The following is a 23,710-nucleotide window of genomic DNA, read 5'->3' as shown; positions in this document are numbered from 1 at the left end:
GAGGAACTCGACCTGATTCCCGAAGGACCAAGATGCAGTACCGCCAGCTGGGCGCCAGCCCCCTCCAAGTCTCCGCCCTGTGCCTGGGCACGATGATGTTCGCCGACCAGACCGACCTCCAGGAGGCGGCCGCCATCGTGGCCGATGCGCGCGCCCAGGGCGTCAACTTCATCGACACCGCCGATATCTACAGCAAGGGCGAATCCGAACGCATGGTCGGCCAGCTGCTGCAAGGCCAGCGCGATGACTGGGTGCTGGCCACCAAGCTGGGCAACGCCATGGGCAGCGGGCCCAACCAAGGCTATTACTCGCGCGCCTGGATGCTGCGCGAGGTCGAGGCCAGCCTGCGCCGCCTGCAGACCGACCGCATCGACATCCTCTACCTGCACCGCGACCGCGCCGGCCTGCAGCTGCATGAGCCCCTGTATGCCCTCAAGCAGCTGATCGACAGCGGCAAGATTCTGTACTGGGGCCTGTCCAACTTTCGCGGCTGGCGCATTGTCGAAGCGGTCTACACCGCGCGCGAGATCGGCCTGCCACCGCCCGTCGTCTGCCAGCCCTACTACAACCTGCTCAACCGCATGCCCGAGACCGACATCCTGCCCGCCTGCGCGCAGTTCGGCATCGGCGTTGTGCCCTTCAGCCCCATTGCGCGGGGCGTGCTCAGCGGCAAGTACCAGCCCGGCATGGCGCCGCCCCAAGACAGCCGCGCCGGCCGCCAGGATGCCCGCATCCTGCAGACCGAGTTCCGCCCCGAATCCCTCGTGATCGCCCAGCAGGTGCAGCAGCACGCCGAGCAGCAAGGCATCAGCGCCGCGCAGTTCGCCACCGCCTGGGTGCTGGCCCACAACGCCATCAGCGCGGTCATCGCCGGCCCGCGCACCTTGAAGCAATGGCAGGACTACCAGCCGGCGCTGAACTACCAGATCACCGTGGACGACGAGCGCCTGGTCAACGGCCTGGTCAGCCCCGGCCACCCCTCGACGCCCGGGTACAACGACCCGGCGCATCTGTGGCCCCAGGGGCGGCTGGCATAAAACGCCTCTCTCTGAACGCAGTCACACCGCGCAAGCCCAAGCCAGCCCATAGGGGAGCTGCGCTGGGCCATAGAGAAAGTGCAGCACGCGCCGGCGACTGCCGCCAGTCGCTTTGGAGGAGGCATGCAGCAGCAAGGGTCGCATGACCAAGGCATCGCCTTGTGCGGCAGGGCATGTCTTTTCTCCACGGCGGTCGCGCACCTGCCTGGCACGCGTGGCATCGATGATCCCCATGGCATGCGAGCCCGGCACCACCCGCAAAGGGCCGTCATCGGGGCCGCAGTCATCCAGATGCACACGCACAGCCACCAGCTGCTCCAGCAACTGCTGCGGCGCTTGCACAAAGTGGGTCCCACCCTTGGCCGACCAGCCCGTCAACGCAGGATGCTCGACCCGGGCCTGGACGGCAATTGCCAGGTCCTGGTGCAAGGCGACCAGCCAGTTGGTATCTCTGGATTTTTCAAAATACGTGCACTGCACCGCCCTATGGCTTTGAGGAATCAATGCCGCCAAGCCCAGGGCCGTGCGCAGTTGCTTGGATAGCCGCTCGCACCATGGCAAGGACAGCAGATGGCGCGCACCTGGGCCATCGCCGGTTTGGCCCCGGGGTGCCTCCAGCGTTGCGGTGCATTCGGCAGCAGTCATCACGCCATTGACCAGCGCGAAGCCATCGCGCACGAAGGCAGCAGCGGCCATACGCTCAGTCCAATCCCCGCACCAGCGATATCGCCTCGTCCACCCGGTCCACCGGGTGGATCGTGATGCCCTCGATCGGCTTTTTGGGCGCATTGGCTCTGGGCACCACGGCGACGCTAAAGCCCAGCTTGGCGGCTTCCTTCAGGCGTTCCTGGCCGCGCGGGGCGGGGCGCACTTCGCCGGCCAGGCCCACCTCGCCAAAGGCGATAAAGCCCTTGGGCAGTGCCTTGCCGCGCAGGCTGCTGGTGATGGAGAGCATGACAGCCAGGTCAGCGGCTGGCTCGCCAATGCGAACGCCGCCCACGGCGTTGACAAACACATCCTGGTCGGCGCAGGCCACGCCGGCATGGCGGTTGAGCACGGCCAGCAGCATCGCCAGGCGGTCGCGGTCCAGGCCCACCGACAGGCGGCGCGGGCTGGGGCCGCCGTCATCGACCAGCGCCTGGATCTCGACCAACAGCGGGCGCGAGCCTTCCAGGGTGACGAGCACGCAGCTGCCGGGCACCGGCTCGCTGTGCTGGCTCAGGAAGATGGCGCTGGGGTTGTTCACGCCCTTGAGGCCTTTTTCCGTCATCGCGAAGACGCCAATCTCGTTGACGGCGCCAAAGCGGTTCTTGATGGCGCGCACCAGGCGGAAGCTGCTGTGCGTGTCGCCTTCAAAGTACAGCACGGTATCGACCATGTGTTCGAGCACGCGCGGGCCGGCCAGTGCGCCTTCCTTGGTCACATGGCCGACCAGTACCACCGCGATGCCGGTGCTCTTGGCCATGCGCGTCAGGTGCGCCGCGCATTCGCGCACCTGGGCCACCGAGCCGGGGGCCGAACTCAGCTGGTCCGAGTACATGGTTTGGATCGAGTCGATGATGACGATGGCCGGCTGCCTGCTCTCGCAGGTGGCCAGAATCTTCTCCAGCTGGATCTCGCTCAGCACATCGACCTGGCTGTTGTCCAGCCCCAGCCGGCGCGAGCGCAGCGCCACTTGCGCGCCACTTTCCTCACCGGTCACATACAGGGCGGGCAGCCCCTGGCGCTGCAGCGCATCCACCGCCTGCAGCAGCAAGGTCGATTTGCCAATGCCCGGGTCGCCGCCGATCAGCACCACCCCGCCTTCGACAATGCCGCCGCCCAGCACCCGGTCCAGCTCGGCAATGCCGCTGGGGGTGCGAGCCACCTCGGTGGCCTCGATGGCGGCCAGCGGCGTGACGGCCTGGGCCTGGCCGGCGTAACCGGTGCGGCCGGTCTGGCTCAGGCGGTTCTTGCCGCCACCTGCCGATTCGGCGGCGCTCTCCACCAGGGTGTTCCAGGCATTGCAAGCGGGGCACTTGCCCAGCCAGCGCGGGCTGGTGCCGCCGCATTCGCTGCAGATGTAAACGGATTTTTCTTTGGCCATGGGGTGGACGTTTCGGAACAGACACCCATGGTAACGGCGAGCGCGGCGCGCGGCCGGCAAATCGATTAGCATCCCCAGGCGATACGGCAGGCGCCATGCGCTGGCGCTGCCGCCAACCCCCATCCAAGGAGCCCCATGAGCCAAGACCTGACCCTGTACTACGCCCCCGGAACCTGCGCACAGGCCGTGCTGATTGCCTTGCATGAGGCGGGCGCCGCCTTTGAGGCCCAGCGCCTGAACATGGCCGAAGGCGCGCAGCGCACGCCTGCCTACCTGGCCATCAACCCCAAGGGCCGCGTGCCCGCCTTGGTCACCCCCCAAGGCGTGCTGACCGAGACGGCCGCGCTGCTGCTGTATGTGGCGCAAACCCACCCGGACAAACAACTGGCGCCGCTGAGCGACCCGTTCCAACTCGCCCGTCTGCAGGAGTTCAACAACTACCTGGCCTCGACCGTGCACATCAGCCATGCCCACCGCCCACGCGCTGCGCGCTGGGCCGATGACGACGCCGCACAAAAGGCCATGCAGGCCAAGGTGCCGCAGAACATGCGCGATGCCTTTGCGCTGATCGAGCAGCACTACCTGGGCGACAAGACCTGGGTGATGGGCGAGCAGTACACGGTGGCCGACGGCTACCTGTTCACGATGGCCGGCTGGCTCAAGAGCGATGGCGTGGATATCAACGAGTTTCCGCGTGTCGCCGCCCATTACGCCCGCGTGGCAGCGCGCCCTGCGGTGCAGGCAGCGCTGGCCCAGGCCTGAGACGCTCCCAGTCTCAAGGCTGGTACTCAGCCGGATCCAGGTGCTCGGCCGGCGGCGGTGGCGGCCGCGATACCCCTGCCACCGGCTCCCAGCCTGAGCCGTTCCAGTCATGCATGGCCGCTTCGCGCTGGTAGAAGCGGGCCAGCAGCTGGGCCCCTGCGGTGCTGCAGGCCTGGCGAACAATGCCGGCGCTGTAGACGGCCTCGTAGGCCAGGGGGGGCGGTATCTTGCCCACCACCTGCAACTCGGCAGAGCGCGGCAGCTCGCTGCGCAGCAGCAGGCCCAGCTCCGCATCGCCCCGCGCCACCAACTGGGCCACCTGCGGGCCAAATACCTTGATGCTTTTGGGCAGCGCCTGGGCAGTCAAATCCAGCTCGCGAAACAGCTTTTGCTCGATAAAGTCGCTGCCATCGGCTGACGGGTAGGCGATGCTGCGGGTGGCCTCCAGCATCTTCTTGGCGTCTTCCGTGTCCTGGAGTTCCGGCACGGGGCGGCCGGCCTGCACGATGGCCATCAGCGGTGAACGCACCACATCGTAGAGGCGCCCCGGCCGCACCAGGCCCTGGGCCTGCAACAGCTGCAACACCGCGCGCGGCGCCAGCACCAGATCGACACAGCCCGCCTGCTGCAGGTACTGGGCCAGCGCCTGCGCCACCGCAGGCGACGCGCCGTAGCCGGGCTCGGCGCGGATCTGGGTGGGGATCATCAGCTGCCCGGCCAGTGCCCGGTGCACAGGCACAAAGCTCTCGGTCATCAGCAGCTGCACCGGCAGGCTGGCCTGGCCCAGCGCGGGTTCGGGATCGGGCTGCGGCGGCTCGGAGGCACAGCCCAGCAGCGCCGCAGCGGCACAAATGAGCAAGAAGGAGCGGCGAAGAGGCATCAGGCGCATGCAGGCATTATCAGACAGCGGCGCCGTAGCCCTCTCACCCGCCCGTCAATGGGCCACGTTCAGCAGACGCCAGTCGATGTAGTTGTCCGCGCGGGTCGGGATGCTGACCTTCTTGCTGGCCGCCCAAGGGGTGATCAGGTTGAACAGCGGAATATGCGAGATGGCCTTGTGCTCGTTGAGCAGCACCTTCTCGATCAGCTGGTTGCGCAGCTTCAGATCGGTCTCGGTCTTGACGCGCTCGATCATGGCATCTTGCTGCGGGTCGGAGAAGCGGCCCAGGTTGAAGTTGCCGTCGCCACTGCCGCCAGGCGAGCGCAACAGCGCCTGCAGGCTGTAGTAGGCATCGAACGTGGGCACCGACCAGCCCAGCAGATACACGCTGGCTTCGTAGCGCTGGATCATCGGGAAGTAGGTCGCAAACGGGTAGGTGCGCAGCTTGGCCTTGATGCCCACCTTGGCCCACTGGGCACTGATGGCCTGGCACAGCTGCTCGTCGCTCGGGTAGCGGCCGGCCGGGCAGGAGAACTCGAACTCAAAGCCATCGGGGTAGCCCGCCTGGGCCAGCAGCTTTTTGGCGCCTTCGGCATCAAAAGCCAGGCGCTTATCAGCTTGCTTGGTCCAGCCATTCACATGGTGGGCAATCAAGGTGCCGGTGGGCTGGGCCAGGCCGCGCATCACCACGCGCTGGATGGTGCCCATGTCAATCGACTGGTACATCGCCTGGCGCACGCGCACATCCTTGAGAGGGTTCTTGCCCTTGACGCTGGACTGGGGCAGCTCGTCGCGGAACTGGTCCATGCCCAGGAACAGGGTGCGGTCAGCGGCGGATTCGAGCACCTGCAGGTTGGGTGCCTGCTTGATGCGCTGCAGGTCGTTCATGCTCGGGTCGATGATGAAATCCACCTCGCCCGACAGCAGCGCGGCGGTGCGCGTGGCGTCCGACTTGATCGGCGTGTAGACCGCCTGCGTGATGTTGCTGGGGTACTGGGCCTTGCCCCACCACTGCGGGTTGCGCTTGAGCACCAGGCGCGAATCCTGCGACCAGCTGTCGAGCACATAGGGGCCGGTGCCCAGCGCATGGCGGTGGGCATAGTTCTCATCCTTGGCCTTGATGTCCTTGGGCACCTCGGACTGGTGCTGCACCGCCCAGGGCTTGCTCATGATGCGCAGCTCGGTCAGCTGGTTGACCAGCACCGGGTTGGGCACGTCCGAGAAGATATCCAAGGTGGTGGCATTGACCACCTCGATGCGGTCAATGCCCTGGGTGTAGACCACAAAGCCGGAGCTCTTGGCCTTGGCGCGCTCGAGCGAGAACTTCACGTCCTCGGGCGTCAGCGGCGAGCCATCGCTGAAGGTCACGCCTTCGCGCAAGGTGATGCGCAGCTGCTTGGGGTTGATGCGCTCCCACTTGGTCGCCAGCGAGGGCTCGGGCTTTTGCGTCTGGCTGTTGTACTCGACCAGCGCTTCGTAGACGGCGCGGTGTACCGAGTTGTTGACCCCAACATTTTGCGCATGGATATCCCAGGACGAGAGGTCGGCCGAGCGGGTCCAGCGGAAGTTCGATGCCTGGGCAGAAAATGCCATGCCGGCCACTGCGCCGGCGATGGCCAGGGTGCAGACGCTGCGCGCCCAGCCGTTGCGGCCTTGCAGATAAGTGGTGGGTTGCATCACAGATTCCTTCATTCCATGCAAAAAATCAAAACGCCGCACTATGGCAGTGCAGCCCGGCCGCGCCAACGATTTATTCGTTGTATCGATATGGGCCTGGTGCTGCGCATTTTCTGCTAGCGGCGGGCGGGCAGGCCAGTGTAACGGCCCCGCCAAAAACCAGATGCAGCCTAGGCCGAGGCACGCCAGGCCAGCGCAACTGCGCCCGCAGCACTGTCCAGATCCCAGAGCGCGATGCCGGCATTCCAGCCCTTTTGCCGGTGATCGGCTTCGGCCAGTGCCAGCCCGGCGCATTTGAGCTGGGCTTCCAGCCGCGCCCATTGCCGGGCAAAGCCGCGCTGCCAATCCATGCGCTGCAAGCCGGTCAGTGTGGCGGCCGCATCAGGCTCCAGGTACAGCGCAGCCACCGCCGGCCAGCCAGCGGCATCGATATCGGTCTGCGCATCCCCGGGCGGGCCCTGCACATCAATACCGACAGTGCCGCCTTGCGTGCAAGCCCACACCGCCAGCGCATCGGCATAGCTGATGGACAGTTGCCACCCTGGCAGCACCTGCCCGTTGCGCAGCAGCTGCGGCGCCTGGCCGGCCCGGCGCTGCACGGCCAGTTGCGCTGGCTCGCAGCCCAGCTGTGGCGCCAAGGTCTCGCCAATGGCCAGGTAGACGGCCTCGCGCATGGTCTCGCGCGGCAGCGCGCCTGATGGCGCTGCGCCCGCCATCACCACCGCCTGGGCCTGCACCCGGCCCTGCAGTGCTGGCGGCAAGGCCAGCGGCTGCCTGGTCCAGTTCAATGCTAAGCCCGCCATGGCGCGGCCGGCGCGCCCTGCCAGCGGGTGCCGGCGGGCAGGCGCTCGCCCTTCATCACCAGGGTCATTGGGCCCAGCTGCACGCCATCGCCCAGCTCGGCGCTGTAGAGCACGGTGCAGCGCGCGCCCACCGTGACCCGCGCGCCAATCACCACGTCATCGACCTTCATCACCCGGTCTTCAAACAAATGGGTTTGCGGGCAAGACAGCGCATTGAGCTCGCTGTGCGCGCCAATGGTCACGCAGTCATGCTCGGTGATGTCGGTGGTGTCTAGGTAGGCGCTGCTGGCAATCTTGCTACCCAGCAGGTTCATCGCCAGATTGAGCCAGGGCGTGCCGCGCAGGTAGCGCAGAAAATTGGGCACGGCAATGCCTTCGTACATGCTGGTCGTCGCCTCAGACAGCCAGACGAACGGCGTCCACATCGGCGCGGCCTTTTTGCGGTAGCGCCCCACCAGCAGCCACTTGAACAGCGCCACCGCCCAGAAGGCGCCCAGGCCAAAGACCATGCCGGCGACGGCCAGATCCAGCACCACCGCGCCCCAGCGGCCCGCTGCTGCCAACGGCATGGCGTCCAGCACAATCGCATAACCGGCGGCAATCACCAGCGCATGGGGCGCGCCAATGCGGAAGGCCTCGACCAGGCCCCGGCCCAGCACGCGGCGGCGTGACGGGGCAAAGGTCAGGTGGTCGGGGTAGCCCTGCACGACTTCGCGCGCCGGCAGGTTGATGGCCGGCGAGCCAATCCAGGTCTGGCCAGCCTGCATGTCGGCATTGCGCGGCACGGCCGACATCACCCCGATCAGCACCCCTTCGGGGATGGTCGAGCCATCGGGCACATAGGCACCATTGCCGATAAAGCTGCGGCGCGAGACCACCGTGGGCTGCACCGTCATGTAGCCGCCGTCGATGCGCTCGTCGCCCAGCATCACCGCATCGGCCACAAAGCACTCGTCGCCCAGGGTCAGCATATCGGGCACCACGCCCAGCGCGGTCGACAGCTCGGTGCGCTTGCCCACCTTGGCGCCCAGCATGCGGTACCAGCTGGCCGAAAACACCGTCGCATAGATGCCGTGCAAGGTCGCCAGGCTCCCCTCCTGGATCTGGTTGGTGAGCCACTTGCCCAGGTAGCGGCCGCTGTGCACCGACCAGGTGCCCGGCTGCAGCCGGGGCAGGAACAGGTAGCGGATCAAGGCGGCCACCAGCATGGTGCAGACCACCAGCACCAGGCTGGCAGGCAGCGCCAGCACAAAGAACTTGAAAAAGCGCAGGATAAAGGCACCCAGCGCATCGACCGTGCCGTCTTCGAGCAAAGGCCGCACCGAGATCGCGTCCACATCCAGCCAATCGATCAGCAAAAACGCCGGGAACACCGGCATGAAGAACAGGGTCGCGATGCTCAGGCCACCCACCGCATAGACCAGCATCTCCCAGGCGCGCCAGGCGGCGCTGGGCCGCAGGCGCTCGGGCATGCAGCTGGTGTCAAAGTCCGAGACGGGCTGGGCCGGTGAGCCGGTCCAGACGCTGCGCGCGGGCTGCACCTGGCCGTCGCTCAGGCTCGACTGCCCTTCCAGATGGGCCCAGTCGCCCAGGCGGGTATTGCCCTCCAGCACCACATAGGAGCCAATGCAGGCATCGGCACCGATATCGACCGTGCCCAGCAGCAGCCAGCCGCCTTCGACACGGGCATTCTCCAGGCTCACCACATTGCCCACGCTCGCTCCGGCGCCAATGCGCAGCAGATCCGGGGCGCGCACCGTCATCGAGCCCAGCAGCACATCGTTGCCGATCTTGGCGCCCAGCGCGCGCAGCCACAGCGGAAACAGCGACGAGCCGGTGATCATGCCCACCGGCACGGCTTCCACGAGCCGGTCGGCCAGCCACCAGCGGAAATAGGTCAGGCCCCAGAGCGGGTAGCGCCCCGGCTTGAGGCGGCCGGCAATCAGCCACTTGCCGGCCCAGGCCACGACAAACTCCAGCACCGTGGCCAGCGCAAAGGCGAGCACCGACACCGCAATGGCCACGGCAACCGAATCGTTCTCGTCACCGGTAAAGAAGTGGTAGGTGAAGAACGGCGCCAGCCATTGCGCCATCTTGACCAGCACCAGCAAAGGAATCGCCACCGCCTGCGCAGCGCCACAGCGCCAGCGGCGCAGCGCCGAATGCTCGCGGAAAGCGCGCGGCGCCGCAGCCGGCGCATCGTCCGCCACCATGCTGGCCTGCAGCGCCTGGGCAATCGCGCCCACGCGGCGCTGCTGGTAGATGGTGCTGACGGTGGCCTGCGCAAAACGCGCATCGGCGCGCAGCACCGAGGTCAGGCGCGCGGCAAACAGCGAGTGGCCGCCCAGGTCGCTGAAGAAATCGAGCGAGCGGCGGATGGGCTGGCCCGGGAACATCTGCGCCAGCGCGGCAAACAGCAGCGCCTCGGCCGGGGTCTCGGCGGTGTCCGAATCACCGCTGTCCACCGCGGCACTGAGCGCGGCGGCACGCAGCGCCTTGCGGTCGATCTTGCCCGAGGTCAGGCGCGGCATCAGCGCCAGCGCCTCAAAGCGGGCCGGCACCATATAGGGCGGCAGGCGCTCGGCCAGCGCGCTGCGTAGCGCAGCATGGCTGGGGGGCGTATCCAGCGGCACATAAAAGGCCACCAGCTGGTCGATGCCGTCATCCTTGCGCAGCAGCACCGCCGTGGTGCCCACACCGGGTTGCTGGGCCAGCACGGCCTCGATCTCGCCCAGCTCGACGCGAAAGCCACGGATTTTCACCTGGTCATCGGCCCGGCCCAGGCACTGCATCTGGCCTTTTTCATCGATGCGCGCCAGGTCGCCGGTGCGGTAGAGGCGCGTGTCATGCGGCCCTGCCGGCCAGGGGTTGTCCAAGAACTTCTCGGCCGTCAGCTCGGGCCGGCCCAGGTAGCCGGCGGCCACGCCGGGGCCGGTAATGCACAGCTCGCCCACCTCACCGGCCGGCAGCCCCACCAAGCGGGGCGCGGTGCCGGCGGGAAAGCTGTCCGCCTCGATCACCTGCACGACCACCATGCTGTAGTTGGGCAGCGGCGTGCCGATGGTGACGGGCTCGCCCGCCAGCAGCTCGGCCAGGCTCGCCGATACGGTGGCCTCGGTCGGCCCATAGGTGTTGAACAGCTGGCGCGGCGCGCCGGTGCCCGAGCGCGCCCAGCGATCGACCAGCGCTTCGGGGCACATCTCGCCACCCAGGTTGATGATGCGCAGGCTGGGCACATCCTGCGCAAACAGCGCCAGCAACGTGGGCACGGCATGCAGCACGGTGACCTGCTGCTCCAGCAAGGCCTGCGGTAGCGCCTCGGGGTCGCCGGCAATCTCGCGCGGCGCTATCCACAAGGTGGCGCCCACCAGGTAGCTGATCCAGATCTCCTCGAACGACATGTCAAAGGCCACCGAGAAGCCCTGGTAGACCTTGTCACCCAGGCGCACGCCCAGGCGCGCATTCTCGCTGCGCAAAAAGTGGCAGATGCTGCCCTGGTTGATGGCGATGCCCTTGGGCTTGCCGGTCGAGCCGCTGGTGTAGATCACATAGGCCGGATCGCCGGGCTGGGCATTGCTGCGCCGGCGCAGCGGGGTGCCAGCGGGCAGCTCGGCCAGCAGGTCCAGATCGGTCAGCAGCGGGCACAGCACCTGGGCATCGCGCAGGCCCTGCTGGGGCGTGGCAGCGGCCATCAGCAGCGCCTTGGCACTGGCGTCTTCGAGGCAGGTCGCAATGCGCTCGGGCGGTGTCTCGCTGTCAAAGGGCAGCCAGGCGGCGCCCGTCTTGGCAATGGCCAGCTGCACGCTGAGCAGCGCGATGCCGCGCGGCAGCCACAGGCCCACCATATCGCCCGGGCCGATGCCCGCCTCCATCAGCCGGTGTGCCGCACGGCTGGCGTCGGCATCGAGCTGGGCATAGGTCAGCTGCCGCGCGCCGGCCATCAGCGCCACCTGCTCGGGGTGGGCATAGGCGGTGGCCTCGAACACATCGGCCAGCACCTCGTGGCGCAACAGATCGGGGCGCTCGGGCCCCCGCAAAACAACAGTCTCAGACATGGCAGCAATACCCGGCAGCTGCAGAAGGCGCAGGCGCACCGCCTTTCTGCACAAAACGCCCCAGAATGGGGCATTCGCGCATTATGCGGCGGCGCCAACGCCCGCCAGGCCGGGATCACCCCTGGCAAGGCCTGCCTGAGGGCTGGGCGCAACGCTTTGCGCCCGGCTTAAGCCCCGCCTAATCTGCGGCGGCGGGTTGCGCAGCGGCGGCCGGCAACACCGCATCGGCCGACCAGCCCCCGCCCAGCGCGCGGTACAGCGCAATCTGGTTGTCCAGCCGGCTTTGGCGCAGGTTCACCAGCTCGGTCTCGGCCTGGAACAGGTTGCGCTGGGCATCGATCTGCTCCAAGTAGGACGCATAGCCCGCCTCGTAGCGGTCCTTGGCATAACCCAGGGTCTGGGCCAGCACGGCGCGGCGGCGCTCGGCGGCCTGCTCCTGCTCGGCCAGGCGCTGCACGCCCACCAGCGCGTTTTCCACATCGCCCAGGGCCGACAGCACCGCGCCCCGGTAGGCGTAGGCGGCCTGGTCGCGCTGGGCCGTGGCGCTGTCGTACTGCGCGTCGAGCCGGCCGCCATCCAACAGCGGCGCCAGCGCGCTCGCGCCCAGGCTCCAGACATTGATGGGGTTGTATTGCAGCGCATTGACAAACAGCCGCCCCGCGCTGGCGCTGAGGTTGACCTGGGGCAGGTAGGCGGCGCGGCTGGCGCGCAGGCTGGCATCGCTGGCGGCCAGGTTCAGCTCGGCCTGCACCAGGTCCGGCCGGCGCCGCAGCAGGGACGAGGGCAGTGCAGCGGGCACCACCGGCATCTGCAGCCGGGCAAAGCCCTGGCCGTCGGCCGCAGCCGTATCGCGCACGGCGGGCACGTCACCGGCCAGCAATTGCAACGCGTTGTACTGGCGCGCAATGGCCAGCTCCAGCGGCGGGATCTGGCCCTGGATGGCCTCGTACTCGGCCTGCGCCTGCGTCACCTGCAGGCGCGAGATATAGCCCACCGATTCCTGGTCCCGCGCCAGTTGCAGCGCGGTGCTGCGGGTCTGCAGGGTCTGGCGCGTCTGGGCCAGCTGCGCCTCGCGGCCCAGCAGATCGACATAGGCCTGGGCCGTGGTGGCCGCCACCGTCAGCGCCACCGCATCGCGGTCGGCCTGGCTGGCGCGGTACTGCAGATCGGCTGCGGTACTTCGGTCACCCAGGCGGCCCCAGAGATCGGGCTCCCAGCTGGCCTGCAGTTGGGGCTGGACGGAGCGGCTGGTGGTGATGCCCGAGGTGGTCAAGGTGTGGGTGGCGCCCACATTGGCGCCCAGCGACAGGCTGGGTTGCAGCGCGGCATCGGCCGCCGCCAGCTGGGCGCGGGCTGCGGCCACTCGGGTGCCGGCCACCTGCAGGTTGGCATTGCGCGCCAGCGCCGCCTGCACATAGCCGTTGAGCTTTTCATCGCCAAAGGCCTGCCACCAGGCGGTGGGCACCGCCGCTTGCGGCCCGCTGGTGGCAGCAGCCTCGGTCTGCGCCCAGGTGCTGGGCACGGTGACGGCCGCATCGGTGGGCGCCTGGCGCAGTGCCGGCGCACAACCGGCCAGCAGCAGGGCCATGCCCAGGACCGTCAGCGTGGTGGCGGCCGAGCCTTGCAAAAACCGGCTGCGGGTCATGGCCGGTCTCCTTGCGCTGCGGCCTTGGCTGCGCGCGTGTCCACATGCACTTCGACGGACATGCCCGGGCGCAGGCGGGCGGCGAGCGGCTGGTTCGGGTCGATCGCAATGCGGATCGGCAGCCGCTGCACGATCTTGATGAAGTTGCCCGATGCGTTGTCGGCCTTGATGACGCTGAACTCCGAGCCGGTGGCCGGTGCCATCTGCTCGATACGGCCAGTCAGCTCGGCGCCTTCGAGCGCATCGACATAGAAGCTCGCCGCCTGGCCCTGCTGCATGTGGGCGATCTGGGTTTCCTTGAAGTTGGCCACCACCCACAGCTGCTCGGGCACCAGGAACAGCAGCTGCGTGCCCGAGGCCACATACTGGCCCAGGCGCACCGAGGCCTCGCTGATCTGGCCATCGCGCGGCGCACGCACCACGGTGTTGTCCAGGTCGATCTGGGCCAGGCCCAGCTGGGCTTGGGCGGCCTTCACCTGCGCTTCCAGGCTGGCGCGTGCCACCTGGGTGGATTTGATGCTCTGCTCGCCAATGCGGATATCGGCCTGCGCCTTTTGCACATTGGCCTTGGCCAGCTGGCTGGTAGCACGCGACTGGTCGCGCTCGCGCAGCGACACCGAGCCGCGCGCGGCCAGGTCCTCGACCCGCTGCAGATCGGCTGCCGCGCGGCGCGCTTCGGCGTCCACCGCCGACAGGCTGGCCTGGCGCGCACCCAGGTTGGCCCGGTTTTGCGCCTGGGTCTGGTCCGAGTTGGCCAGCTGCGCGCGGGCATTGTCGAGCTGCGCCTGGGCCTGGGCCACTTTTTCGGCATAGATGCGGTCATCGATGCGCAGCAGCACATCACCGCGCTTGACATGGGCATAGTCCTGCACGTTCACTTCCGTCACATAGCCGCTGACCTGGGGCGCCAGCACAGTGATCTGGCCGCGCACATAGGCGTTGTCGGTGCGCATCACGTCGGAGGCAAAGGGCGGCAGCTTCCAGGCCCAGAGCACCAGCAGCACGCCGGCCAATGCGACGACCGCCATGGTCAGCACCGCGCGGCGGCTGGGCCGGATCAGCTTGGCCGTCGGCGATGCTGTGGGTGCCGGGGTGGCTGCCGTAGCAGCGGCTGCCGACGCTTGGGCAGCCGATGCGGCGGCCGCAGCCGCCGTGGCTTGGGGGGCAGCGGGCTGCGCTGCGGGAGCGGGGGCCGCTTGGGGGGTGGGTTTTTCAGTATCAGCCATTGTTGTTGCTTTGTAGATAGGGATCGAAAAAGGGGATGGAGGTCAGACGGGCGCCGGCAGCTCACCCCGGCGCCGCGCCAGCCAGGCCAGCATGTGCTGGCGCAGCACGCGGTAGAACGCCCAGGCCAGAAAGGCCAGCGCCATCGCGCCAATCACGCGGAACACATCGTTGAAGGCGCGCACCGCCGCCTCACGCCGGATCACTTGCACCAGCTGGGCCTGGCTTTGGGCGCCGCGCTGCACCGGGTCGGTGATGGTGCGGCCGAGCGACTGCGACTGCTGGGCCAGGCGCTGCGCAACCAGCGGGTTGGTCACCGGCATATCGGCCGCAATCGCCTGCGTGTAGAGCTGGGCGCGCTGCTGCTGGATGCTGCCCAGCAGCGCGGGGCCGAGCAGACCGCCCAGACTTTGGGTGACCGAGAACAGCACGACAAAGGTGACCATGTGGTCCAGCCCCTTGCCCAGCGCGCGCTGGATGCCGATCATCATCACCGGCCCCATGAACAGCGCCGCCGAGAACGCGATCAGGAACTGGCTGAAGAAAAAGTCATGCGGACGGCTCAGGCTGGTGGAGTGCAGATCCAGCCAGCCGCCCACGCCGATCAGCAGGATCGAGGTCAGGATCTGCGGCAGGATGGCCTGGGGGCTGAAGGTGGCAGCACCCACGATCACGCCCAGCAGCATGCCGACAAAAATGACGCCGTACAGCGCCTGCAGCTGCTCGGGCACCACGCCCATCGCGCGCAGCAGGCCGACCACGCCATAGTTCTGCTCCGAGATCATGAAACGCATCATGATGGCGCCGGCCATGAAGGTCAGCGTCGTGGGGTGCATCAGCCAGCGCAGCTGGATCAGCGGCGTGCGCCGGCTGTATTCCAGCAGGGCGGCCAGCGCAAACAGCACCAGCGACGCGATCAGCGCATAGGCCAGCCAGGGGGCGTTGAACCACCAGGCATTGACGCCCTGGGCCAGCACCGCGCACAGCAGACCCACCGCAGGCGCCACCAGCAGGAAGGTCACAAAATCCAGCGGCTCGAACACATGGATCTGCAGGCCGCGCGGCAGCTTGAGCACCACCACGGCGGCAAAGGCCATCAGCGCCAGACCCGCCTCGAATGCATACAGATGGGGCCAGGGGTTGACGTTGACCAGCGAAGGCGACAGCACCCAGGCCAGCGGCACGGCGATCGAGGACATGTTCATGCCCAGGATGAAGGCCGAGGGTACCTTGGAAGCCGGAAAGCCCTGCATCACATACATGACGGCCAGCGAGGTGGTGGTGGCACCGGCAAAACCAGCGACGGCCCGCACCACGATGGACATGGTGTAGCCTTCGACAAACACGTGCAGCAGCGCCAAGAGCGCATAGATGCCCAGGCCCCATTCGGCAAACACCCGCAGACCCAGCTGCTGGCGGCTTTTGAAGACCAGCAGGTTGGCCGTCACATTGACCATCACATAGGCCGCAGGCAGCCAGGCGGCCTCGACCGCCGTCAGGCCCAGCTGGCCCTGAATCGAGGTGAGGTTGGCCGTGACCAGGCCATTGCCCAGACCCCCAACCAGCCCGACAAACAGACCCACCATGATGTAGGCGATGCGCCGGGGCAGCGTATGCTGCAGCCGCGCGGGCGAGCCCGGCAGCACGGGGCGCTCATGCGTCTCCCAATCCGGGGGTTGCTCGACATAGCGAAAGGCAGGCGCGTTCATACCGTCTCCCTGGCATCCATGCGCAGGCCCTCGGTGATCAGCTGCCAGGCGCGGTCGCTCAGCTGCAGGCGCTCGGCCGGCGTGCGGCCGCGCCGCGCCGCGCTGAACATGCCCACAATCAGCAGCAGATCAGCGCCCTGCAGATCCTCCCGGCAGCGCCCTGCCGCCTTGGCTTGCAGCAGCAAGGGCGTCACCAGCGCCAACAGGCGCGCGCGCAGGTCGACGACCAAGGGGTCATCAAGCGGCAGCGAGCGCCAGTAATCGGTCAGCGGAACGGTCAGCACCGAGTCATGCGCCCAGAGGCGCAGAAACTCGAACAGCGCATCGGCATCACCCGTCTCACTCAAGGCATGGGCCTTGGCGGCCAGCCGCTCCAGGATATGGATCAGCAAGGCCCGCAGCAGCGCCGAGCGGTCCGCAAAATTGCGGTACAGCGTCGTGCGGCTCACCCCGGCGCGCTCGGCCACCACATCCAAAGCCACCGTCACCCCCTGCTCGGTAAACACATGCAGGGCCGCATCGAGCAACTGGCTGCGATGGGCCAGCGCATCACTGCGGGGTTGGCGTTCTTTGGTGGTCATGGGGTGAAGGCAAAAGCATTAAACGTACAAAACTGTACGCTAATTTTTTCAGGCCTGCACAAACCCTGAGAGCATCAGGGTAAACCCGTGGGTGGTTTTATTTATAGATTTGTATTTTTTGGGCTGAACACTAATATCTATGAATGCCTCGCCAAAATACGCCGCCCTCGGACTACCCGGAAATCGTGCTGCAGCAGATCAAACAGCTGGTCCTGAACATTGCGATTGCACGCAAGCGTCGTGGTGAATCACAGGCGCAATGGGCCATGAGGCTGGGCGTTTCGCAACCCACAATGGCCCGTATCGAGCGTGGGGACCCATCCGTGGCCATGGCGTCCTATGTGATGTGCATCTCGTTGGTCAATCCACGCAGTTCTCTGGCGGAACTGATTGCGCCGCAGCATGACCATGGCGCGCTGGAGAAAGAAATAGCACGCGTCCGGTGCAAGCGCTCACCCGACAAGCAAGCCAACCCTTACAGTGCAAGCGCAAAGGAAGCTCCACCAGACGCGGGACCGCCTGGCCAGGCGGGGTCAGCCATTTCCCCGCTGAAAAAAATGTCATCCACACAGACAGGCCCTGGCTTTTCCAGCATCCACCCGGGTATTGCAGCGCTGCTGAACAAATCCCACCCAAATGAGCCATGAGTGAACTCGCAGCCAGCATCGACCGCGACGCGCTCAGACGGCAAAGGCAGGCTTTTCTTTAAAGTCTGCGGGGCTGGAAGAGTCCTTCAACAACGAAGGCGCAGCGCCAACCCAGCCCTTGACGAATCTGCCTATTTTTGAGGCATCTCAGCGCCCATCCACGACCACCGGCACCCGTGGCGCCACCGCGCACATCAGCTCATAGCCCACCGTGCCAGCGGCCTGGGCCACTTCGTCGATGGAGAGCACCGTGCCGTTGGCCGCGCGGCCCCAGAGGGTGACCTCGCTGCCCCAGCCCGCTTGGGGGATGTCCGTGAGGTCGACGGTCAGCATGTCCATGCTGACCCGGCCGATCAGGCGCGAGCGCTGGCCGTCGACCAGCACGGGGGTGCCGTTGCCGCAGTGGCGCGGGTAGCCGTCGGCATAGCCGCAGGCGACGACGCCGATGCGCATGGGCTTGCCGGCGGTGAACGCCGAGCCATAGCCGACGGTGTCGCCGGGCTGCAGCTCCTGCACGCCGATGACCTTGGCCGACAAGCTCATCGTCGGCTGCAGGCCCCAGTCATCTGCCGTTTGCAGCGGGTAATCGGGCGCGCTGCCGTAGAGCAGGATGCCGCCGCGCACCCAGTCGCCGCGCTCGCTGGCCGACATACCGGGGTTGCGCAGCATCGCGGCGCTGTTGCAGATGCTGCGCTCGCCGGGCAGGTCCAAGGTGGTCTGGTTGAACAGCGCCATGGCCGCGCCAATGCCCTTGGCGGTGTCGGCATCGCTGAAATGGGTGATGAAGGAGATCTCGTCGACCTGGGGCAGCGCATTGAGCCGGGCCCAGGCCGAGCGGTAGCGCTCGGCGGTGAAGCCCAGGCGGTTCATGCCGGAGTTCATCTTCAAAAACACGCGGTGGGGCTGCTGGGTCTTGTGGGCGGCGAGCCAGTCGATCTGCTGGTCGCAGTGCACCGTGTGCCAGAGGTTCAGGCGCGAGCACAGCTCCAGGTCACGGGCATCGAAAACGCCTTCGAGCAGCAGGATCGGGCCGCGCCAGCCCAGATCGCGGATGCGCTGCGCCTCGGACGGCTCCAGCAGCGCAAAGCCGTCAGCGGCGCGCATGCCATCAAACACCTGCTCGATGCCATGGCCGTAAGCGTTTGCTTTCACCACACACCACAGCTTGGCGTCTTGGGCCGCCAGACGGGCACGTGCCAGGTTATGTTGCAAGGCAGCAGTGTGAATGGTGGCTAGAATGGGGCGCGGCATGGCAAATACTCACAACAAGATTATGAAAACCCCTAGTATTCTGGCACCGTGCTTTCGCCCCTGCGTGCTATAACCTCGACTCCCTACACGCAGCTTACAAATTTCTCGCGCCATTAGCATCCCTTATCAGCCTCCCAACGAATGAAGCGCGGTTTCTACACCATCATGTCGGCGCAGTTTTTCAGCTCGCTGGCTGACAACGCCCTGTTTGTCGTTGCCGTCGATCTGTTGATCAGCGCAGGCGCTGCGGAGTGGCAGCGTGCCGCCCTGGTGCCCATGTTCGCGCTGTTCTACGTGATCCTGGCACCGTTTGTGGGCGCCTTTGCCGATGCCTACCCCAAGGGGCAGGTGATGTTCATCAGCAATGCGATCAAGGTGATCGGCTGCCTGCTGATGCTGTTTGGCCACCACCCGCTGCTCGCCTATGCCGTCGTCGGCCTGGGCGCTGCCGCCTACTCCCCGGCCAAGTACGGCATCCTCACCGAGCTGCTGCCGGCCAGCCAGCTGGTGCGGGCCAATGGCTGGATCGAGGGGCTGACCATTACCTCGATCATCCTGGGCGTGCTGCTGGGCGGCCAGCTGGTGGGCCCGCAGGTCTCGGGCTGGCTGCTGTCCTTTGATCTGCCCTTGATCGACACCCCCATTGATACCCCTTCCGAGGCGGCGATCTGCGTGATCGGTCTCTTGTACGCAGGTGCGGCCTGGTTCAATACCCGCATCCCCCGCACCAATACCAAGCTGGTTCCGCTGCGCCAGGACATGGAGCGCAGCATGTTCTCCAACGTGATGGACCTGCTGCCCGACTTCTGGCGCTGCAACAGCCGCCTGTGGCGCGACAAGCTCGGCCAGATCTCGCTGTCGACCACCACCCTGTTCTGGGGCGTGTCGGGCAATCTGCGCTATATCGTGCTGGCCTGGAGTGCGGTGGCACTGGGCTACAGCACCACCAAGGCCTCGGCGCTGGTCGGCGTCGTCGCCATCGGCACGGCAGTTGGCGCCATCCTCGCTTCGATGCGTATGAAGCTCGACGGCGCCACGCGCGTGATCCCGCTGGGCATTGCGATGGGCCTGCTGGTGGTGTGCATGAACTTTATCCATAGCATCTGGCTGGCGGTGCCTTTTCTGGTGGTGCTGGGCGGCCTGGGTGGCTTTCTGGTGGTGCCGATGAACGCCCTGCTGCAGCACCGGGGCCACAACCTGATGGGCTCGGGCCGCTCGATTGCGGTGCAGAACTTCAACGAGCAGGCCTGCATCCTGGGCCTGGGTGTCGTCTACAGCATGTTCACCCGCTTTGGCATGTCGGCCTATGGCGCCATCACCTGCTTTGGCCTGCTGGTGGCCGGCATCATGTGGTGCATCCTGCTGTGGCACCGGCATAATTGCAAGCAGCATCCGCAGGAAGTCCAACGGCTGCTGGACATTGCCCGCCACGACCACCACCACTGAGTGATCCGCCGGTGGGCCTCGCGCCAAGCCCATCCGCCCCTCCTGCATCCCTTAGAAAAATTGAAAGCGGACAGCGCCTGTTGACCCCAGGCGCTGTTTCACATCGCCCCATGCTCACCGCGCTGCCCTTTTTAGCCCTGATGACCAACGCCCTGATCTGGGGCACGATCTGGTGGCCGTTCCGCCAGCTGCAGGCCCTGGGAGTGCACCCGGTGCTGGGCACGGCCCTGGTCTACCTGATCCTGTTTTGCGGGCTGCTGCTGGTCAAACCGGCGGCAGCGGCCATTGCCCGGCGCCACCCGCTGCTGCTGCTGCTGGCCTTTACCTCGGGCAGCACCAATGTGCTGTTCAACTGGGCGGCCACCACCGGCGATGTGGTGCGCGTGGTGCTGCTGTTTTATCTGATGCCCGCCTGGTCGGTGCTGCTGGCCTGGTACTTTCTGGGTGAAAAGCCCAACAAGTACTCCATCCTGCGCCTGGTGCTGGCCTTCAGCGGCGTGCTGATCGTGATGATTCCGGCCGGCGCCACCTGGCAGAGCCTGACAGCCAACCTTTCGCTGCCCGATGCGCTGGCCATTGTCGGGGGCTTTACCTTTGCTGGCACCAATGTGGTGTTGCGCAGCCAGTACCGCGTGCCGGGTGAGGCGCGCATGCTGGCCATGTTCTTCGGCGGCCTGGTGGCCGCCGGTGCCATGTCGGTGCTGGGCATCTCCCTGGGCCGCATGCCGGCCGTGCCCGATATCGCCTGGGGCTGGCCGCTGATGGTGCTGGTCGTCGCTGTGCTGATCATGCTGAGCAACTGGACCTTGCAATACGGCGCCTCGCGCCTGGCCGCCACCACCGCAGCGGTGGTGATGCTGTCCGAGGTGGTCTTTGCCAGCGCCTCCAATGTGCTGATCGAGGGCACCGTGCTCTCGGGCCGCCTGCTGCTGGGCGGCGCGCTGGTGCTGTCGGCCTCGCTGATCGCGGCGCTGGAGTCGCGCCTGCCCTGAGTGGCGCTGAACGAGGGTTAGCGACTAAGATAGCCGCCATGCCCGCAACACCGCACACCATCCAGGACTTTGTTCTCCACGACGCCAGCGCCAAGCCCCTGCCGCTGTCGCGCTATGCCGGCCAGGTGGTGCTGGTGGTCAACACGGCCACCGCCTGCGGCTTTACGCCGCAGCTCCAAGGGCTTGAAGCCTTGCAGCAACAGTATGGCCCCCAGGGCCTGCAGGTGCTGAGCCTGCCCTGCAACCAGTTTGGCGCCCAGGCCCCCGGCAGCAACACCGAGATTGCGCAGTTTTGCGAGCTGAACTACCAGACGAGTTTCCCAAGCCTGGCCAAGGTGGAGGTCAACGGCCCGCACACCGACCCGCTGTTTGTCTGGCTCAAGGCGCAGGCCCCGGGCCTCCTGGGTGGGCGGATTCTGTGGAATTTCACCAAGTTTCTGGTCGGGCGCGATGGCCGCACGGTGCAGCGCTTTGCCCCGATGACCAAGCCGGCCAAGCTGGCAGCCGCTATCGAAAAAGCCCTGGCTGCTTCGTAAACACCGGCCAGCGCTCAGTCCATCAACGCCGTCTCCAGCCCGGCGGCAATGCTGGCCAGGCCCGCAATCACGCAGACCGCACCCCAGAACTTGCGCAGCCAGCGGCGCTTGGTGGTGCTTGTGGTGGTATCGGGCTTCATGGCGGTCTCCTTGCCAGGTCTCAGACGGTCAGTGTAAGCAGCGGCTGATTGGTGATCAAGCCAGCACATAAAAAAAGCTGTCCACGCTTTTAGAGCGCGGGCAGCTTTTTACTGGGCGAAGGCAGGATTTATTCAGCAGCAGCGCTGTCGTCGGCCTTGGCAGCGGCCGGCTCGGCCGCATCGCCCTCGTCCGCCGCTTCTGGGGCCGCAGGGGCGGTTGCAGGGCGTGCAGCAATCGCCTGGGTCTGGGCGGCGCGGTGCAGGTGGCGCTCCACAGCAGCAGGGTGCATGCCGTACATGTCGGCAAACTCGGCCACGCTCTTGCCGCTGGCGGCATGGGCGGTGGCCAGGGCCTCAGCCTTGGCATCGAACTCGGCTACTTCCTGCATGGCGGCAGCCAGCAGTGCCTGGGTCGCTTCATCCTTGACCTGGACCTTGGCCAGGAAGTCGTCGCGGCTCAGGTCGGAGGCGATATAGGCCATGCCTATGCGGCGGCGCAGCTTGAGCTGCAGGTCTTCGCCGTCGCGCGGCTTGCGGCGGCGGAAGGACTCCACCAGCGCATGGAACACATGCTCAGGCGCCATCGCCTCGACGACCTGGCCTTGGAGGTCATGGCGGGGCTGGCCCATGGCCACGGCGTTGAGGTAGCGGGTCGAGCGGGTATGCAGGCCCAGGGCCACCTTCAGCTCATTCTTCTCGAAGGCATCGGGGTGGGCGGCCATCAGGTCCTGGAACACACCGCGCTTGAGCGGCAGCGGCTGGTCGCCAAACAGTGCAGGGTACAGACCGGCGAGCTTTTCCACCACGGGGTGGCGTGGGCGGGCAGGGGTCTTGGGCGCAGCGGGGGCCGCCTGGCCACCGTCACGGCGTGGACCACGGCCGCCGCCAGCGCCCTGGCCTTCGCGGCGTGCGCCATTGCCGGGCTTGTTGCTGCGGCGGGGCGCCTGGCCCGTGCGGGCGGGGCGCTCACTGCGCGCCTGGCGCTGCACCGGCGCGGCATCGGCCTCGACCGGGGCCGCTGGCGCAGCGGCCACTTCCAGCGCATGGCCCTTGGTGGCCGCGCGCAGCGCATCGGCCATGGCCGAGTTCAGCACCGGCACTTGGCCTGCAGGGCGCTCGCGGCGCTCCTGCTTGGGCTGGCGACGCGTATCACCGCCCGCTGCGGGCGCTGCCGCAGCTGGTGCCGGTGCGGAAGCATCAGAAGAGGTGGGGAGGGTCGGTTCGGTCATAAACAGAGGCTGGCGCAGAAAAAAGTGCAGACCCGCCAAGAGCAGCTGCACCGGTAAAAAGCAAAACGCCCTGGATCACCCAAGGCAAGACTGCAAGTATAACGAATCAAGCCCATCGCCCGGTAAGCAGCTGCACACCGCAGCAGGGCTTTAGAACGGACGCAGACAAGGCCAGTTGCGCGCTTGCATCGCGCAGCCAGGCCACCCAGCAGCCCCGGCTTTGTCCTTTGTCAATAAGTGCCCGGATACTCGCCCCCGTCGATCAGCCAGCTCTGCCCGGTCACATAGCCGGTGTGCTGCGATGCCAGGTAGGCGATCAGCGCGCCGACTTCTTCGGGCTGGCCAAAGCGGCCTGCGGGGTTGGCGGCCTCGCGGCTTTGACGCACCTGGGCCGGCGAGCGGCCGCTTTGCTGGGCGAGCTTGTGGATGTGGCGAGCCTGGGCATCGGTGTCGAACGCGCCGGGCAGCACATTGTTGATGGTGACGTTGTGGCGCACCGTCTGGCGAGCCAGGCCCGCGACAAAGCCGACCAGTCCCGAACGCGCGCCGTTGGACAGGCCCAGCTCGGCATGCGCCGCCTTGACGCTGCGCGAGACGATATTGATGATGCGCCCATAGCCGCGCTGCTGCATGCCATCGACCACGCGGCGCATCATGTCGATGGGGCCGACCATCATCATGTCCAGCGCCTCGTGCCAGGTCTCGTCCGTCCATTCCCGGAAGTCACCGGGCGGGTAGCCGTCCGAGTTGTTGACCAGAATGTCCGGCTGCGGGCAGGCAGCCAATGCCGCTTCGCGGCCCGCCTTCTTGGTGATGTCAGCCACCACATAGCGCACCGTGCGGCCACATTCGGCAGTCAAAGCCTGCGCTGCTGCCTGCAAGCTGCTTTCGGTGCGCGCGGCGATCACCACATCGACGCCTTCCAGCGCCAGCTGGCGCGCGGCGGCATAGCCCATGCCCTTGCTGCCGCCCCAGACCAGCGCGGCCTTGCCCGTTAATCCCAGATCCAT

At 66.8% G+C, this 23,710-nt stretch carries 20 protein-coding genes; 6 read left to right on the top strand and 14 right to left on the bottom strand.

The window, feature by feature from the left end; genetic code table 11:
• Window positions 1-32 precede the first annotated feature (32 nt).
• Window positions 33-1,037: an aldo/keto reductase gene (locus tag ACPEE1_RS02030; RefSeq protein WP_260718461.1), complete on the top strand. Its 1,005-nt coding sequence runs from the start codon at window positions 33-35 to the stop codon at window positions 1,035-1,037.
• 21 nt (window positions 1,038-1,058) lie between these two features.
• Here the strand turns inward: ACPEE1_RS02030 and ACPEE1_RS02025 are convergent, their stop codons facing one another.
• On the bottom strand, window positions 1,059-1,733 hold the full coding sequence (locus ACPEE1_RS02025) for a phytanoyl-CoA dioxygenase family protein (protein WP_116926737.1): 675 nt from the start codon (window positions 1,731-1,733) through the stop codon (window positions 1,059-1,061).
• A 4-nt stretch (window positions 1,734-1,737) separates the two neighbouring features.
• Window positions 1,738-3,123: a DNA repair protein RadA gene (radA, locus tag ACPEE1_RS02020; RefSeq protein ID WP_116926736.1), complete on the bottom strand. Its 1,386-nt coding sequence runs from the start codon at window positions 3,121-3,123 to the stop codon at window positions 1,738-1,740.
• A gap of 135 nt (window positions 3,124-3,258) precedes the next feature.
• On the opposite strand from radA, the gene ACPEE1_RS02015 reads away from it, so the two are divergent.
• Window positions 3,259-3,885, top strand: coding sequence for a glutathione S-transferase family protein (locus ACPEE1_RS02015; protein ID WP_423935057.1), 627 nt, complete (start codon window positions 3,259-3,261; stop codon window positions 3,883-3,885).
• A 13-nt stretch (window positions 3,886-3,898) separates the two neighbouring features.
• Here ACPEE1_RS02015 and ACPEE1_RS02010 read toward each other — a convergent pair whose 3' ends face one another.
• The 8 genes from ACPEE1_RS02010 to ACPEE1_RS01975 form a co-directional block, all read right to left on the bottom strand.
• Window positions 3,899-4,765, bottom strand: coding sequence for a substrate-binding domain-containing protein (locus tag ACPEE1_RS02010; protein WP_423935056.1), 867 nt, complete (start codon window positions 4,763-4,765; stop codon window positions 3,899-3,901).
• 54 nt (window positions 4,766-4,819) lie between these two features.
• Window positions 4,820-6,442 (bottom strand): ABC transporter substrate-binding protein, encoded by a 1,623-nt coding sequence (locus ACPEE1_RS02005; protein ID WP_116926849.1) that lies wholly within the window; start codon window positions 6,440-6,442, stop codon window positions 4,820-4,822.
• A gap of 170 nt (window positions 6,443-6,612) precedes the next feature.
• Window positions 6,613-7,230, bottom strand: a complete 618-nt coding sequence (locus tag ACPEE1_RS02000; protein ID WP_260718465.1) for a 4'-phosphopantetheinyl transferase family protein — start codon at window positions 7,228-7,230, stop codon at window positions 6,613-6,615.
• A gap of 2 nt (window positions 7,231-7,232) precedes the next feature.
• Window positions 7,233-11,300 carry a Pls/PosA family non-ribosomal peptide synthetase gene (locus ACPEE1_RS01995; RefSeq protein WP_423935055.1) on the bottom strand — a complete coding sequence of 1,356 codons (4,068 nt, stop codon included), beginning with the start codon at window positions 11,298-11,300 and terminating at the stop codon, window positions 7,233-7,235.
• Between the two features lie 178 nt (window positions 11,301-11,478).
• Window positions 11,479-12,945: an efflux transporter outer membrane subunit gene (locus ACPEE1_RS01990; RefSeq protein WP_182344105.1), complete on the bottom strand. Its 1,467-nt coding sequence runs from the start codon at window positions 12,943-12,945 to the stop codon at window positions 11,479-11,481.
• Entirely contained in the window at window positions 12,942-14,171 is a 1,230-nt protein-coding gene (locus ACPEE1_RS01985; protein WP_116926731.1) for an HlyD family secretion protein, read from the bottom strand. Before ACPEE1_RS01985 ends, ACPEE1_RS01990 begins: the two co-directional genes overlap by 4 nt.
• A 42-nt stretch (window positions 14,172-14,213) precedes the next feature.
• On the bottom strand, window positions 14,214-15,878 hold the full coding sequence (locus ACPEE1_RS01980; protein WP_182344107.1) for an MFS transporter: 1,665 nt from the start codon (window positions 15,876-15,878) through the stop codon (window positions 14,214-14,216).
• Window positions 15,875-16,459 (bottom strand): TetR/AcrR family transcriptional regulator, encoded by a 585-nt coding sequence (locus tag ACPEE1_RS01975; protein ID WP_116926729.1) that lies wholly within the window; start codon window positions 16,457-16,459, stop codon window positions 15,875-15,877. Before ACPEE1_RS01975 ends, ACPEE1_RS01980 begins: the two co-directional genes overlap by 4 nt.
• A gap of 143 nt (window positions 16,460-16,602) precedes the next feature.
• Between ACPEE1_RS01975 and ACPEE1_RS01970 the strand changes: the two genes are divergently transcribed.
• The gene (locus ACPEE1_RS01970; protein ID WP_423935054.1) at window positions 16,603-17,106 is read left to right on the top strand and encodes a helix-turn-helix transcriptional regulator; all 504 of its coding nucleotides are present in this window, start codon (window positions 16,603-16,605) and stop codon (window positions 17,104-17,106) included.
• Between the two features lie 147 nt (window positions 17,107-17,253).
• Here ACPEE1_RS01970 and alr read toward each other — a convergent pair whose 3' ends face one another.
• Window positions 17,254-18,357 carry an alanine racemase gene (alr, locus tag ACPEE1_RS01965; protein ID WP_116926727.1) on the bottom strand — a complete coding sequence of 368 codons (1,104 nt, stop codon included), beginning with the start codon at window positions 18,355-18,357 and terminating at the stop codon, window positions 17,254-17,256.
• A gap of 141 nt (window positions 18,358-18,498) precedes the next feature.
• Here alr and lplT point away from each other — a divergent pair, with 141 nt between their 5' ends.
• The 3 genes from lplT to ACPEE1_RS01950 all read left to right on the top strand — a co-directional run bounded on the left by lplT (window position 18,499) and on the right by ACPEE1_RS01950 (window position 21,331).
• Entirely contained in the window at window positions 18,499-19,803 is a 1,305-nt protein-coding gene (gene lplT, locus ACPEE1_RS01960) for a lysophospholipid transporter LplT (protein ID WP_182344113.1), read from the top strand.
• A gap of 140 nt (window positions 19,804-19,943) precedes the next feature.
• Window positions 19,944-20,795: a DMT family transporter gene (locus tag ACPEE1_RS01955; protein ID WP_423935053.1), complete on the top strand. Its 852-nt coding sequence runs from the start codon at window positions 19,944-19,946 to the stop codon at window positions 20,793-20,795.
• Window positions 20,796-20,833: 38 nt separating this feature from the next.
• The gene (locus tag ACPEE1_RS01950) at window positions 20,834-21,331 is read left to right on the top strand and encodes a glutathione peroxidase (protein WP_423935052.1); all 498 of its coding nucleotides are present in this window, start codon (window positions 20,834-20,836) and stop codon (window positions 21,329-21,331) included.
• Window positions 21,332-21,345: 14 nt separating this feature from the next.
• Here ACPEE1_RS01950 and ACPEE1_RS01945 read toward each other — a convergent pair whose 3' ends face one another.
• The 3 genes from ACPEE1_RS01945 to ACPEE1_RS01935 all read right to left on the bottom strand — a co-directional run bounded on the left by ACPEE1_RS01945 (window position 21,346) and on the right by ACPEE1_RS01935 (window position 23,710).
• Window positions 21,346-21,471, bottom strand: coding sequence for a hypothetical protein (locus ACPEE1_RS01945; protein ID WP_269075791.1), 126 nt, complete (start codon window positions 21,469-21,471; stop codon window positions 21,346-21,348).
• Window positions 21,472-21,599: 128 nt separating this feature from the next.
• Window positions 21,600-22,700: a ProQ/FINO family protein gene (locus tag ACPEE1_RS01940; protein ID WP_423935051.1), complete on the bottom strand. Its 1,101-nt coding sequence runs from the start codon at window positions 22,698-22,700 to the stop codon at window positions 21,600-21,602.
• 230 nt (window positions 22,701-22,930) lie between these two features.
• Window positions 22,931-23,710 carry an SDR family oxidoreductase gene (locus ACPEE1_RS01935; RefSeq protein WP_423935050.1) on the bottom strand — a complete coding sequence of 260 codons (780 nt, stop codon included), beginning with the start codon at window positions 23,708-23,710 and terminating at the stop codon, window positions 22,931-22,933.

The organism is Comamonas sp. 23, assembly GCF_049601575.1.
Lineage (GTDB): Bacteria > Pseudomonadota > Gammaproteobacteria > Burkholderiales > Burkholderiaceae_C > Comamonas > Comamonas squillarum.
This window is presented reverse-complemented; position numbering and strand designations above follow the sequence as displayed.